This window comes from Mycoplana azooxidifex, assembly GCF_014196765.1.
GTDB classification, from domain to species: Bacteria; Pseudomonadota; Alphaproteobacteria; order Rhizobiales; family Rhizobiaceae; genus Mycoplana; species Mycoplana azooxidifex.
The window spans coordinates 550271-563702 of record NZ_JACIEE010000001.1; the positions used below are offsets into that span (position 1 = coordinate 550271).

Sequence of the window (13432 nt, forward strand, 5' to 3'; positions counted from 1 at the left end):
TCACTCCGCCGGCGCCATCATGCCGGAGCGGAACAGGCTCCGCTCGGTGGCGCGCTTCTCCGGACGGTGGCGCGTCAGCGCCAGGATGAAGCCGGCGGTCACGCAGATCGCCGTCATCGACGATCCGCCATAGGAGATCAGCGGCAGGGTCATGCCCTTGGCCGGCAGCAATTCGAGGTTCACGCCGACATTGATCATCGACTGGGTGCCGATCAGCAGCACCAGCCCCGCCACGGCGAACCGGGCGAAGTCGTTGCGCTCCTTGAAGGCATGGTTCAGGCCGCGCAGCACGACGAAGGCGAAGACGGCGACGATGACCATGCAGAAGATGATGCCGAACTCCTCGGCCGCCACCGAGAAGATGAAGTCGGTATGGCTGTCGGGGATGATCCGCTTGACCACGCCCTCGCCCGGCCCCTTGCCGAACCAGTCGCCGCGGATGATCGCCTCGCGGGCGGTGTCGACCTGGAACGTGTCGCCCTCGCCGGTGAGGAACCGGTCGATACGGCCGGCCACGTGGTCGAACAGGTAGTAGGCCGAGACGAAGCCGCCCAGCGCGACACCGCCGAGCAGAATGATCCAGATCCACGGCATGCCGGCCATGAAGAACATGCCGCCCCAGACCGCTGTGACCAGGATGGTCTGGCCGAGGTCCGGCTGCGCCACCAGCAGGGCCGCGACGATGCCGAACAAGAGGATGGAGAAGAGGTTCCCGGGAATTTCCGGCTGGCGGGCGTGCTCGGAAAACAGCCACGCGCAGATGACGACGAAGGCAGGCTTCATGAACTCGGAGGGCTGGATCGACAGGCTGCCGATCGACAGCCACCGCCGCGCCCCCTTCACTTCCACCCCGAAGAACAGCGCCAGCACCATGGCTGCCAGCGACACGACCAGCAGGATCGCCGCCGCCCGCCGCACCTGCCGGGGCGTGAGGAACGAGATCGCCACCATTGTTGCGATGGCCGGCAACAGGAAGAACGCATGACGCTTGACGAAATGGAAGCTGTCGAGATTGAGCCGCTCGGCCACCGCCGGGCTTGCGGCGAAGGACAGCATGAAGCCGATCCCCATCAGAAGGATGAAGGCGGCGAGAAAGAACCTGTCTATCGTCCAGAACCAATCGGCAACCGGACCACGCTCGGCACGACTAACCATGGCATATCCCCCTAACCGTTGGTCTCGATCAGCATTTCTACGCCCGCAACGGCCGCGACATGGCCGACGAAGGCGTCGCCCCTGATCTCGAAGTTCTTGTACTGGTCGAAGCTTGCGCAAGCCGGAGACAGCAGCACCGCCACCGGTCCTCTTGCATCGCCTGCCGCATCCGTCGCCGCATGCGCCACCGCGCGCTCCAGCGTGCTGGAAATCTCGTAGGGCACCTGCTCGCCCAGCGTCGCGGCAAAGGCGGCGGCCGCCTCGCCGATCAAATAGGCCTTGGCAATCTTCGGGAAGAAACCTGAGAGGCTGGTGATGCCCCCCTCCTTCGGCAACCCGCCGGCGATCCAGTAAATACGGTCGTAGCTGGACAGCGCGGGTGCCGCCGCATCCGCATTGGTCGCCTTGCTGTCGTTGACGAAGACGACATGGCCCTTGCGCCCCACCGGCTGCATGCGGTGCTTCAGCCCCGGGAAGGAGGCGAGCCCTCTGCGGATCTCGTCCTCGCTGAGCCCTACCGCAAGGCAGGCGGCGATCGCCGCTGCCGCGTTCTGGGCATTGTGGCCGCCCCGCAGCGTCTGGATGTCGGAAAGGTCGGCGATCGGGCGCGACGTGCCGCCATGGGCGAGCAGGATGTGTCCACCCTCGGCGTACAGACCGTCGGCCAGCGGCTGGCGGCGCGAGACGCGCACCACCTTCGTGCCAGAGCGCTCGATCCGGTCGGCGATCAGCGCCGTGAAGCTGTCGTCGACGGCGACGATCGCCGTGTCGCTGCCGGCGACGAGGCGTTCCTTGATGTCGGCATAGTGCTGCATCGTCCCATGCCGATCGAGATGGTCCGGCGTCAGGTTGAGAAGGATGCCGGCCGTCGGATCGATGGTGGGGGAGAGGTCGATCTGGTAGGACGAGCACTCGACGACATAGAAGCGGCCGGCCTTCGGCGGATCGAGCGTCAGCACCGCCGTGCCGATATTGCCGCCCAGTTGCGTGTCGCGGCCGCTCGCCTTCAGGACATGGGCGATCAACGCCGTCGTGGTCGACTTGCCGTTGGTGCCGGTGATCGCGATGAACGGGCTGTCGGGCGCATGCGCCCGCCGCTCGCGCACGAACAGTTCGACGTCGCCGACGATCTCGACGCCGGCGGCCCGTGCCAGGTCCACGCTCCAGTGCGGCTTCGGATGGGTCAGCGGCACGCCCGGCGACAGCACGAAGGACGAAATCCCGCTCCAGTCGATCTGGTGCAGGTCGGCGGTCGGAATTCCGGCGGCCGCAGCCTTTGCGACACTGTCCGGATTGTCGTCCCAGGCCGTAACATTGGCGCCGCCCTCGACCAGCGCCTGGGCGGTAGCAAGCCCCGAGCCACCGAGGCCGAAGAGCGCGACGTTCCTGTTCCTGAGCGTGGTGACGGGGATCATGGCCTTACCGCAGCTTCAGCGTCGAAAGACCGACGAGAGCGAGGATCACGGCGATGATCCAGAAGCGGATCACCACCTGGCTCTCAGTCCAGCCCTTCTTCTCGAAGTGATGGTGGATCGGCGCCATCAGGAAGACGCGCTTGCCGGTGAGCTTGAAGGAGCCGACCTGGATGATGACCGACAGCGTCTCGATGACGAACAGGCCGCCGATGATCGCCATGACGACCTCATGCTTGGTGGCGACCGCGACCGTGCCGATCAGGCCGCCGAGCGCCAGCGAACCGGTGTCGCCCATGAAGATCGCAGCCGGCGGCGCGTTGAACCAGAGGAAGCCGAGGCCCGCACCGATCACGGCGCCGAGGATGACGGCGAGTTCGCCGGTGCCGGGCACGAAATGGATCTGCAGGTAGTTGGCGAACACCGCGTTGCCGGCGAGATAGGCGATGATGCCAAAGGAGGCGGCCGAGATCATCACCGGCACGGTCGCAAGCCCGTCCAGCCCGTCGGTGAGGTTCACCGCGTTGCCGGCGCCGACGATGACGAAGCCACCGAAGAGCACGAAGAAGATGCCCAGGTCGAGCACGAAGCCCTTGACGAAGGGAAAGGCGATCGAGGTGCCGAGCTCCGATCCCGCCACTCCGGAGGAAACCGCCGCGCGCATCATGAAATAGGTGGCAATGCCGGCGATGACGAACTCGAGCCCGAGCCGCGCCTTGCCGGAAAAGCCCTTGTCGGTCTGCTTGGTCACCTTCAGGTAGTCGTCATAGAAGCCGATCGCGCCGAAGCCGAGGGTGACGAGCAGCGTCGCCACCACGTAGATGTTCGACAGGTCCGCCCACAGGAGCGAGCTTCCGACGATGCCGGCGAGGATCATGATCCCGCCCATCGTCGGCGTGCCGGCCTTCTTGAAATGGGTTTGCGGTCCGTCGGCACGGATCGGCTGGCCCTTGCCCTGGCGCACCCTGAGCGAGGCGATGATCGCCGGCCCGAACAGGAAGACGATAGTGGCCGAGGTGAACAACGCTGCGCCGGTGCGGAACGTGATGTAGCGGAACAGGTTGAAGACCTGAAGTTCGTCCGCCAGTTCGACAAGCCAAAGCAGCATTCGTGACCTTTCCCCAAAGGTTTTGCGGGCGTGGCGGCCGGACGGTTAAAGATCGTCCCGGCGCGGGACCGCGATAAATTCAGAACCGGAGACCGCAAGGGCCGGATCGCCCCGCATTCCCCTCTATGCCAATCGTCGAAACGCCGCGAACCCCGAGGGGCCGCGGCGCATCATTCGGCGCGCTCCGTGTCGGAGAATGCCTCGAACTTGTCAAGCAAAGCCGACACGACACGGCTGAATTCGGCCGATTTCGACGACTTGACCACAAGCACGTCCCCCGGTCGCACCGCTTCCAGCACGAATTTCCGCATTCCCTCGGCGTCGTCGCGGTATTCCACCCGCGCCGTCTCGCCGATCGCATCGCGCAGCGCCACCATCTCCGGACCGCCGATCCAGACGTCCTCGATCCCGGCTTCCGCAAGCGGGGCGGCCAGTTCGGCGTGCACCTGCTCGGAGAACGCGCCCATTTCCAGCATGTCGCCGAGGACGGCGATCTTCCGGCCGCCGGGGCCGGGAACCGTGTCGCGCAGAAGCGCGATCGCCGCCCGCATCGAGGCGGGGTTCGCGTTGTAACTGTCATCGATCAGTGTGAGGAAGCCGCCGTCGATCGCAAGCCGATAGCGCCGTCCCCGCCCCTTTTCCGGCTGCATGGTCGAAAGCGCATGCATGACGTTTTCGATGTCGGCGCCGGCGAGATGAGCCGCGCCGAGGACGGCGACCGCATTTTCCGCGATATGACGGCCCGGCGCGCCCATCGGGATCTCCAGGGTCTGCCCGCCGATTGCGGCCCACAGCACGCTGCCCTGCGCGCCGGCCACGTATTCGATCAGCTTGAACTCTGCTGATGGGTCGGCGCCAAAGGTGTGGACGTGCTCTACGCCTGCCGCCTTCGCCGCCTGCTCGAGCACCGGAAACTGCGCGTTGTCGCGATTGAGCAGCGCATGGCCGCCCGGCACCAGTCCCTCGAAGATCTCCGCCTTGGCGGTCGCGATCTCCTCGAGGCTTGCAAAATTGCCGAGATGGGCAGCCGCGATCGTCGTCACGATCGCCACGTGCGGGCGCACCATCTTCGCCAGCGGCCGGATCTCGTCGGCATGGTTCATGCCGATCTCGAACACGCCGTAGGCCGTGTTCTCCGGCATGCGCGCCAGCGTCAGCGGCACGCCCCAGTGGTTGTTGAACGAGGCGACGGAGGCATGCACGGGACCGCAGGCCGAAAGCGAATGGCGCAGCATCTCCTTGGTCGTGGTCTTGCCGACCGAGCCGGTCACGGCGATCACCTTGGCGGCACTGCGGTCGCGCGCCGCGCAGCCGAGGTCGGTCAACGCCTGCAGCACGTCGTCGACCACCAGCATCGGCGCCGTCAGGCGGCCGAGCGCCGGCAGCTTTCCCTCTGATACGACGAGGAGGACTGCACCGTTGGCATGGGCGAGGCTTGCGAAATCATGTCCGTCCACCCGGTCGCCCTTGATGGCGAAGAAGGCTTCGCCGGGGCCGATCGAGCGGCTGTCGATGGAGATGCCGGCAATGCCGGCCGGCATGTGTCCGACCGGGCGGCCATGGGTGGCCGCGATCAGGTCGGGGATTGTCCAGAGCAGGGTCAACGGTCGAGCTCCTCCAGGGCTTTGCGCAGTTCCGCGTGGTCGGAGAACGGCAGCGTGACGCTACCGATCGTTTGCCCCTCTTCGTGCCCCTTGCCGGCGACGATCAGCGTATCGCCTGCCGAAAGCATGGCGACGGCGGCACCGATCGCCTCCGCCCGGTCGCCGATTTCCGTTGCCCCATTTGCCGCCGCCATGATCTCCGAGCGGATCACCTCCGGCACTTCCGATCGCGGATTGTCGTCGGTGACGATCACGACGTCGGCAAGCCTCGTGGCGATCTCGCCCATGATCGGCCGCTTGCCCTTGTCCCGGTCGCCCCCGCAACCGAAGACGACGATGATCCGGCCCGACGTGAACGGCCGCACCGAGGATAGCACGTTTTCCAGTGCATCCGGCTTGTGGGCGTAGTCGACATAGGCGAGCGCGCCGGTCTTCGTATGCCCGACCAGTTCAAGCCGCCCCGAGGCGCCGACCAGGTGGCCGAGGGCCGCCATGGCGTCCCTTGCCGCAACGCCGGTCGACATGGCAAGGCCGGCTGCGACCAGCGCGTTGGCGACCTGGAAGTCGCCAGCGAGCGGGATATGGATCTCGTAGATGTCGTCGCCGACATGGACCTCCGCCATCTGCTTGTGGCGGAAGTGCTCCACGCGCTTCAGGCAGATATAGGCGCCCTTGCGGCCGACCGTGCGCACGTCGAGGCCGGCTTCCGTCGCAGCCTCGATCGCCGCTTTCGACCATTCGTCGTCGGAAAAGATCACCGCCGGCGCACCCTTGGGCAAGAGGGTGTCGAACAGCCGCATCTTGGCGGCCATGTAGTGCTCCACCGTCGGGTGGTAGTCCATGTGGTCGCGGCCGAGATTGGTGAAGGCGCCGGCGGAAAGCCGCACGCCGTCGAGGCGCGCCTGGTCGAGACCGTGGCTGGAGGCTTCCATCGCCGCATGGGTGACGCCGGCATCGGCGAGTTCGGCGAGAAGCCTGTGCAGGGAGACGGGATCGGGCGTCGTCAGCGAGCCGTAGTCCTCGCGGCCGGGCGCGGTCACGCCCGTCGTGCCGATCATCGCCGCCGCATGGCCCGCATGCGCCCAGATCTGCCGGGTAAACGAGGCGACCGAGGTCTTGCCGGCAGTACCCGTGACGGCGACCATCGTCTCCGGCTGGCGGCCGAAGTAGCGGGCAGCCGCAAGCGCCAGGAACCGGCGCGGGTCGTCCACGGCAAGGACGGGAACGGATGCCTCGACCCTTGCCCCCCGCCCCGTCACGATGGCGGCGGCGCCCCGCGAGACGGCGTCGGCCGCATAGGCCGTTCCGTCCGCCTTCGTCCCGGAAAGGGCGACGAACAGATCGCCGGGAGAGACCTTGCGGCTGTCCGCCGAAATGCCGCCAATCTCGATTGCCGCCACGGCGGCGTCCAGCTCAGCAATTTCGGCTCCGGCAAGGTCTGAGATCTTCATATGCAGCTCTGTTCTTCTTGAAGGCGGCCGTTTCATCTACGAATCGGCGCTTGCCCCGTTCATTCTGCGCTCAATAAGACACGAGCAAGGCAGACCCGTCCTCCCCGAATTTCGGCTTTACACCGAGAAGTGGGGCGCTGCGGCGGATGATCTCGCCGACCATGGGGGCCGCATTCAGGCCCGCCGTCCGCCCCCCGCCCTCGCCAGTCTTCGGCGCGTCGATGAAGGTCAGCACCATGTATTGCGGGTCGTCGATCGGGAAGGCGGAGAGGAAGGCATTGAAATTGAGGCCGTTCTTTGCATAGCGGCCGTTGACCACCTTGTCGGCCGTGCCCGTCTTGCCGCCGACGTTGAAGCCGGGCACCAGCGCACGTTTGCCCGAGCCGTTCATCGCGTTCCAGCGCAGCAGGAAGCGCATGTCCTCGCCGGTGCTCGGTTTCACAACCGCCTGCGCCATGGCGTCGGCCTCTTCGCGGCTGCGCGGCAGGAAGGTCGGCGGAAGGTACTTGCCGCCGTTCAGCAGCGCCGCGCCTGCGACCGCCGTCTGCAAGGGCGTCGTCGAGACGCCGTGGCCGAAGGAGATGGTGACGGAGTTGATCTTCTTCCACTCGCGCGGCTGCGAGGGCGTTTTCACCTCCGGCAGCTCCGTCTGCATCTTCGTGAGCAGGCCGATCCGTGTCAGGAATTCCTTGTGGCCGGGAATGCCGACGATGTCGGCCATCTTGGCCGTGCCGATGTTGGAGGAGTACTGGAAGATCTCCGGCACGGTCAGCACGCGGTGCTTGCCGTGGAAGTCCTTGATGGTGAAGCCGCCGATGCGGATCGGATAGCGGGCGTCGAAACTGTCGGTCAGCTTCACCTTGCCGGAATCAAGCGCCATCGCGGTGGTAAACGTCTTGAAGGTCGATCCCATCTCGAAGGTGCCGTCCGACATGCGGTTCAGCCAGCCGTCCTTGGCGCTCTCGGCCGGGTTGTTCGGATCGTAGTCCGGCACCGAGGCCATGGCGAGCACCTCGCCGGTGTGCACATCAAGGACGACCGCGCCGGCGGCCTCGGCCTTGTACTTCTCCATCGACGTCACCAGCACGTCGTGCACCATCGCCTGGACGCGCACGTCGATAGACAACCGCACCGGCTCCATCTTGGCGTCGCTGGTCATGCCGATCGCGGCAAGGTCGGCCAGCCCCTGGTTGTCGATGTAGCGCTCCATGCCGGCGATGCCGCGGTTGTCGATGTTCACATAGCCGACGATATGGGCCGAGGTGGAGCCGCTCGGATAGAAGCGGCGCTTCTCCGGCCGAAAGCCGACACCCGGGATGCCGAGCGCGAGGATGCGGCTCTGCTGCTTCGGCGTCAGCTGGCGCTGCAGCCACTGGAAGCGCGAATCGGATGTCAGCTTCTTGTAGGTCCCCTTCGGATCGAGCTCCGGCAGCACGGTCTGCAGCAGTTCCAGCGCCTCGTCGGGATCGACGATCTTGTGCGGCTCGGCATAGAGCGAAACGGTGCGGATGTCGGTCGCCAGGATCTCCCCGTTGCGATCGACGATGTCGGGTCGCGATGCGAGCAGGCGGTCGGCCGGGCCGATGCTGGAAACGGATTCCGGCTGCGTCATGCCGTATTGCACCAGCCGTCCGCCGACGATGCAGTAGGCGAGCCCGAAGCAGGCCATCATGACAGCGACGCGGCTTTTCGCCTGCGAGGCGCTGCGCTTGCGATGCCCCTGGAAAGCCGTGGATCCCATTGCGCCCGCCGGCCGGCCGTTGCCGCCATGCGAGAAGTGGGCCTTGCTCTTGACGTCCATGATGCGGGAGAGAAACGACATCAGCGTGCCACCGAGCCTGTTGCGATCTTGTCCGTATTGCCCGCGCCGCCCTTGGCCTTGGCGACCTTGTCGGCGTCCTTTCCGTCCTCCTCGAGCGCCGGCAGCTCGGCAGTCGGCATCGGCAGTTCCATCGGCTGGACGAGCTGTGTGGATTGCGTCGGCACAAGCTGGAGGTCGCCCTCGTAGGCCTTCACCAGCCTGTTGAGCCGGGTCGGCTGCGTCAGCAGCGCCCAATCGGCACGCAGGAGGTCGATCGTGTGTTCCTCGAGCAGGATCTCCGCATCCAGCTTGCGAACTTCGTCGAGCTTGTTCTCGGCCTTGTGCTTTATCGTGTAGGTCACGGTCGCAGCAGCGGTCATGACGACGACGAGAATGGCGTCAAAGGTGCGAAACATCCATCAGCCTCCAATCTTCTCAAGGCTTGCCAGGTCGGGCAGTTCGAAAATCGACAGGTCATCCGTCCCGGAAGGGGCCGCGGTCCGCTCGCCGGCCCGCAACTTGGCCGAACGCGCGCGGGGATTGACGGCACTTTCCTCCTCACTCGCCACGATCATGGACTTCCCGACTGGTGCGAAGATTACGTCGCGCTTAATTAGCTCAGGCAGATGACGCGAACCCGCGGATTTTCCCGAGCGGTCAAGGAAGAATTTCTTGACGATCCGGTCCTCCAGCGAATGGAAGCTGACCACGACGAGCCGTCCGCCGGGCTTGATCACCCGCTCGGCGGCGAAGAGCGCGCGGGCCAGTTCGCCGAGTTCGTCGTTGACGAAGATGCGCAGCGCCTGGAAGACGCGGGTCGCCGGATGGATCTTGTCCTTCGCCTTCCTGGGGGTGACGATCTCGATCATCCCGGCGAGGTCTCGCGTCGTCTCGAACGGCGTATCAGCGCGGCGTTTCTCGATCGCGCGGGCGATGCGGCCCGCCTGCTTCTCCTCGCCGAGAAAACCGAAGATGCGGATGAGGTCGGAAACCTTGGCGCGATTGACGACGTCGGCGGCGGAAACGCCGGCGCTCGACATGCGCATGTCGAGCGGGCCGGTCTTCTGGAAGGAAAAGCCGCGCTCGGCCTCGTCGAGCTGCATTGAGGACACGCCGATGTCGAGCACGACGCCGTCGAGCCCGCCTTCCGGCGCATGCCGCGCCAGCTCGGAAAACTGCGAATGGATGAGCGAAAGGCGCCCGCCGGATGCCGCAACCAGCGCCTGGCCGGCGGCGATCGCATTGGGATCGCGGTCCAGCGCGACCACCGAAGCACCTTTTTCGAGAATGGCGGACGTATAGCCGCCGGCGCCGAAGGTGCCATCGAGAACGACCTGGCCGGGGGCCGGCTTCAGCGCTTCCAGAACCTCGGCAAGAAGAACCGGGATGTGGCGGACCGGTCCGCCATCGGCTTCAGAATGTCCTCCGCCTGCATCCGCCGCCATCCCGTTTCTCCACTCTATTCCGAGCCCAGACCTCGCAATCTGCGCTCTGTCCTGGCCGCCGCCTGCACTGCCTCGAACGTCTGCGGCGCCCAAAGCTGAAAATGATCCGCTCGACCGACGAAGGTGACCTCCGCCGAGATTCCGGTGAAGTCGCGGATGAAATCCGTGACCATCAGCCTCCCCTCGGAATCGAGCTTCATGAAGACGCCGCCCCCGTGAATGAGGAGCGACATCTGATTCGCTGCCGGCGAGAACGGATCCTCGCTGGCGATCTGCCGCTCGAAACGGTCGAGCAGATCCGGCCCGCCGATGCTGATCGCCGGGAACACGAAGTCCTGGAAGCAATAGAGCTCCCGGATGTCGCGTTGCGCAAGAACGGCGCGGAAGGTCGAGGGCACGGAGACCCTGCCCTTCGCATCGATCCTGTTTGTCGCATTCGACAGGAACCGGTTCATGACGCGCTACAGCCGCTTCCCTGACCGGCGAGAACACACTGAGTGCCGGAAAATCCCCACTGAACACACGCACACAGACCGACCCGGACACGACGCCAACACGCCGTGCCGCCCCGGATCGGGACCCTTTTGAAGCTTGCGATGAACGGGCGATCATTCGCCCTCGTGCGGCATGTTTATGGGATACCATGGGACCATATGGGCGTCAATGGGAATTGGCCGGTTCCCTGAAGCAAAGCCATCAAACGTTTATAAGGCGTTAAGTTTAACAAAGGGTTACGACCGCGCATCCAAGTAGCTGGATTCAATCGCAAATCTGCTCAAGGAAATCGGCGCCTGGCGCCCTCGCCGGCACGTGCGACGGCGGCCTGAAGGCGCTGCCCAGGTCCGACGGCTGCGCTGGTTTTCGGGTCTTTTGGCCTCCGGAGGCGGTGGGGCTGCCCCATGCAGCAGCCCTTTGCGACGGATGCGAATCACCGTTGCCGGAAAGGGGAAAAACGCCAGTTGGCCTGTAAGCCGGGTTCTGTATGGCTCCGACTGACGTCGGAACGTGGCAGCCATTCATCTGGGACCGGACTTGCGCCCGGCCTCGTGCAACCCACCCGGATGACCGGCCCGGAAACGGGCTGAACGGCTTGCGCCGTTCGCGTCATCCCTATTCGGTCTTGCTCCCGGTGGGGTTTGCCGTGCCGTCCATGTCGCCATGTCCGCGGTGGGCTCTTACCCCACCCTTTCACCCTTACCTTCGAGAACGAAGGCGGTCTGCTCTCTGTGGCACTTTCCCTGGGGTCGCCCCCGCCGGACGTTATCCGGCACCGTGTTTCCGTGGAGCCCGGACTTTCCTCCCCCCGCGGCCTTTCGACACTTGCGGAGCGCGGCTGCCCAGCCAACTGGCCCGCGTTCCTTAGCGAAAGCGGAAAGCCATGGCCAGAGATTTCGACAGGATTTTCAAGGGTTGGGAAGCCCGCCCAGGTTAAGACCTAGCGAAAGCGGACGGAAAAATCGGTTGCGTAGTCCGGCTCGTCCACATGCCCGCGAACGAGAAGATCCGCACCGATGCGCCCGATCTCGTCGCAGCTCTTCGCCGCAGCCCCGCAGCCGCCGGCAAGGACGGCGATCCGCTCGCCCTCGACGAAGCCGGCATAGGGATAGCCGTGGGCCGTGAACGTCGTCACGCAAGGGGCGCTGGAAAAGGAGACGGCCGCGAGATCCGGCATGGCACGAGCCAGCACGCGCCGCAGGTGGACGACGGCGTCGGCGCTTCCGTCGGTCCGGAACCAGGCGCGAACGGCCGCGGCGTCGGGAAGGACGATATCGGTCGGATCGCCGCCGATCTTGATGTAGCACTTGCCGTCCGGGTAGCGGATCGGCGGCAGCAGGTAGAAATGCTCGTGCGCAAGCCAGCTCTCGTCGATCCAGCTCGGCATGTCCGCGAACGCCGCGAGATCGGGCTCGGCGATCTCGGCAAACACCACCGTGCGCGCCTTGACCGTCAGGTCGACCGCCCGCGGCAGAAACCCCTCGCCGATCGAAAACCCGCCCGCCGCCACGAGCACGCGTCCGGCGGAAATCGTCTCCCCAGTGCGCAGCGTCACCACAGCACCAATGTCGGTCGTTCGGACGGAGACGACTTCACTGCGGATCACCGTGCCACCTGCCTTCTCGGTGCATGCCGTCTCGGCCGCGACGAGGGCGCGGGGATTGACGTAGCCGGCGCCACTGGCCTCGAACACGCCGGCGGAGGTTGCCGGGACAGCGAACCACGGAAACCGTGCCGCGATTTCGGCGCGGTCGAGGAGCGGCGCATCGACCTGCAGCCGGTCGCGCGCGGCGACGACCCCGTCGAGATAGCCGCCCTCGCCGCGGGGCGTCGGCCCGCTGATGAGGCAGCCGGCCTCGGTGTAGAACGGAATGCCGCTCTCCACCTCGATGGCGCGGTAGCGGGCGATCGAGCGACGGGCGAGCAGCGCCCAGTCGGCGTCGGGATCGATCGTCCGGGTGATCCGGCCCTCGTCGTAGTGGCTGGCAAAGACGCCGTCGTGCCGCATCCTGTCGGCCGGCTCGTCCGGCCCGATCAGCGCGACGCTCGCGCCCTCCGATGCCAGATGCCTGGCGGCCGCGGCCCCCATCATCCCCTTCCCGACCACGATGAATTCGAACCGACGCGTCATGATTGCCCTCGCCTGCAAGACGATCCGGCTTAGCGCATGACCACGCAAACGGGAAGCAGCGGCGCCGCGGCACGTTGTCGAGAGTCGGCCGCCGGAAGACGACGGACCGCCGGCCCGAAAAGCAGGAAGCCCCCGCCGTAAACGGTCCGGGGGCATTTGGTGACGCGCAACGGCTGCCTGCGAAACAGACCGCAGGCACGCTGCGTCATCGCATCAGAGGTCGAGCAGGGTCTGGATCTTGCCGCAGTAACGCTTGGAGACCGGGTTCATCCGCTTGGCGGCGTGGCCGGCATTGTACTTCAGGATCGTTCCGCAGGTGGTGCCGCCGCCGAGCTCGTGCGCCATGGCGAGGTACTTCATGCCCCACTTGATGTTCGTCTCGGGATTGTAGAGGCCCTTGGCTCCGCCGCGGTAGCCCAGCATGCGGGCCGTCGCCGGCTTGATCTGCATCAGCCCGATTTCGCCGGCGCTGCCGCGCGCCTTGGAATTGAAATTGCTCTCGACGCGGATGACCGCGTGGGCGAGATCGACCGGGACGCCGTACTGCCGGGCATAGGTCTTGATCAGCGTCGAATATCCGGCCGGCGCACCCATCCTCGGATAGGCGGAATCCCGGGTGGCGGTTTTCAGGGGGCGGCTTTCGGCAGCGTCACGGGAGGCCGCAGTGGCCGGAAGGGTCTGTGCCAGAACGGCGAGAAGGCAGGCCGCCCCTGCGGCCACGATCGAATTCCTCATGTGTATTCAAGTCTCCAGTCGTATGGGCGCACGGCGAGGCCATGGGAACCGGCCCATCGACCGCAACCCAGCGCAATGATCAAACTTCATGAAAC

11 protein-coding genes and 1 other RNA gene are annotated in these 13432 nt (G+C 65.8%); all 12 read right to left on the reverse strand.

The window, feature by feature from the left end; translation table 11 throughout:
* The 12 genes from ftsW to GGQ64_RS02650 all read right to left on the reverse strand — a co-directional run bounded on the left by ftsW (position 1) and on the right by GGQ64_RS02650 (position 13337).
* On the reverse strand, positions 1-1155 hold the full coding sequence (gene ftsW, locus GGQ64_RS02595; protein ID WP_183798581.1) for a putative lipid II flippase FtsW: 1155 nt from the start codon (positions 1153-1155) through the stop codon (positions 1-3).
* An 11-nt stretch (positions 1156-1166) separates the two neighbouring features.
* On the reverse strand, positions 1167-2570 hold the full coding sequence (gene murD / locus GGQ64_RS02600) for a UDP-N-acetylmuramoyl-L-alanine--D-glutamate ligase (protein ID WP_183798584.1): 1404 nt from the start codon (positions 2568-2570) through the stop codon (positions 1167-1169).
* Between the two features lie 4 nt (positions 2571-2574).
* Positions 2575-3675: a phospho-N-acetylmuramoyl-pentapeptide-transferase gene (mraY, locus tag GGQ64_RS02605; RefSeq protein ID WP_183798587.1), complete on the reverse strand. Its 1101-nt coding sequence runs from the start codon at positions 3673-3675 to the stop codon at positions 2575-2577.
* A gap of 170 nt (positions 3676-3845) precedes the next feature.
* The gene (locus tag GGQ64_RS02610; protein ID WP_183798591.1) at positions 3846-5279 is read right to left on the reverse strand and encodes a UDP-N-acetylmuramoylalanyl-D-glutamyl-2,6-diaminopimelate--D-alanyl-D-alanine ligase; all 1434 of its coding nucleotides are present in this window, start codon (positions 5277-5279) and stop codon (positions 3846-3848) included.
* Positions 5276-6730: a UDP-N-acetylmuramoyl-L-alanyl-D-glutamate--2,6-diaminopimelate ligase gene (locus tag GGQ64_RS02615; protein ID WP_183798594.1), complete on the reverse strand. Its 1455-nt coding sequence runs from the start codon at positions 6728-6730 to the stop codon at positions 5276-5278. The genes GGQ64_RS02610 and GGQ64_RS02615 overlap by 4 nt, the downstream gene beginning before the upstream one ends.
* Positions 6731-6800: 70 nt before the next feature.
* Complete coding sequence (locus tag GGQ64_RS02620) at positions 6801-8552, reverse strand: peptidoglycan D,D-transpeptidase FtsI family protein (protein ID WP_183798597.1); 1752 nt, start codon at positions 8550-8552, stop codon at positions 6801-6803.
* Positions 8552-8947 (reverse strand): cell division protein FtsL, encoded by a 396-nt coding sequence (gene ftsL / locus GGQ64_RS02625; protein WP_183798600.1) that lies wholly within the window; start codon positions 8945-8947, stop codon positions 8552-8554. Before ftsL ends, GGQ64_RS02620 begins: the two co-directional genes overlap by 1 nt.
* 3 nt (positions 8948-8950) lie before the next feature.
* On the reverse strand, positions 8951-9976 hold the full coding sequence (rsmH, locus tag GGQ64_RS02630) for a 16S rRNA (cytosine(1402)-N(4))-methyltransferase RsmH (RefSeq protein WP_183798603.1): 1026 nt from the start codon (positions 9974-9976) through the stop codon (positions 8951-8953).
* A gap of 14 nt (positions 9977-9990) precedes the next feature.
* Complete coding sequence (gene mraZ / locus GGQ64_RS02635) at positions 9991-10431, reverse strand: division/cell wall cluster transcriptional repressor MraZ (RefSeq protein WP_183798606.1); 441 nt, start codon at positions 10429-10431, stop codon at positions 9991-9993.
* Positions 10432-10927: 496 nt separating this feature from the next.
* Positions 10928-11325, reverse strand: an RNA gene (gene rnpB, locus GGQ64_RS02640) — RNase P RNA component class A.
* 86 nt (positions 11326-11411) lie between these two features.
* Positions 11412-12602 carry an NAD(P)/FAD-dependent oxidoreductase gene (locus GGQ64_RS02645; protein WP_183798630.1) on the reverse strand — a complete coding sequence of 397 codons (1191 nt, stop codon included), beginning with the start codon at positions 12600-12602 and terminating at the stop codon, positions 11412-11414.
* Positions 12603-12815: 213 nt separating this feature from the next.
* Entirely contained in the window at positions 12816-13337 is a 522-nt protein-coding gene (locus GGQ64_RS02650) for a lytic transglycosylase domain-containing protein (RefSeq protein WP_183798634.1), read from the reverse strand.
* Positions 13338-13432: the final 95 nt, after the last annotated feature.

Coding starts and splice junctions, on each gene's coding strand:
- GGQ64_RS02615 (WP_183798594.1), bottom strand. CDS start 6,730: ATGAAGATCTCAGACCTTGCCGGAGCCGAAATTGCTGAGCTGGACGCC.
- rsmH (WP_183798603.1), bottom strand. CDS start 9,976: ATGGCGGCGGATGCAGGCGGAGGACATTCTGAAGCCGATGGCGGACCG.
- mraZ (WP_183798606.1), bottom strand. CDS start 10,431: ATGAACCGGTTCCTGTCGAATGCGACAAACAGGATCGATGCGAAGGGC.
- GGQ64_RS02650 (WP_183798634.1), bottom strand. CDS start 13,337: ATGAGGAATTCGATCGTGGCCGCAGGGGCGGCCTGCCTTCTCGCCGTT.
- GGQ64_RS02645 (WP_183798630.1), bottom strand. CDS start 12,602: ATGACGCGTCGGTTCGAATTCATCGTGGTCGGGAAGGGGATGATGGGG.
- ftsL (WP_183798600.1), bottom strand. CDS start 8,947: ATGTTTCGCACCTTTGACGCCATTCTCGTCGTCGTCATGACCGCTGCT.
- mraY (WP_183798587.1), bottom strand. CDS start 3,675: ATGCTGCTTTGGCTTGTCGAACTGGCGGACGAACTTCAGGTCTTCAAC.
- ftsW (WP_183798581.1), bottom strand. CDS start 1,155: ATGGTTAGTCGTGCCGAGCGTGGTCCGGTTGCCGATTGGTTCTGGACG.
- murD (WP_183798584.1), bottom strand. CDS start 2,570: ATGATCCCCGTCACCACGCTCAGGAACAGGAACGTCGCGCTCTTCGGC.
- GGQ64_RS02620 (WP_183798597.1), bottom strand. CDS start 8,552: ATGTCGTTTCTCTCCCGCATCATGGACGTCAAGAGCAAGGCCCACTTC.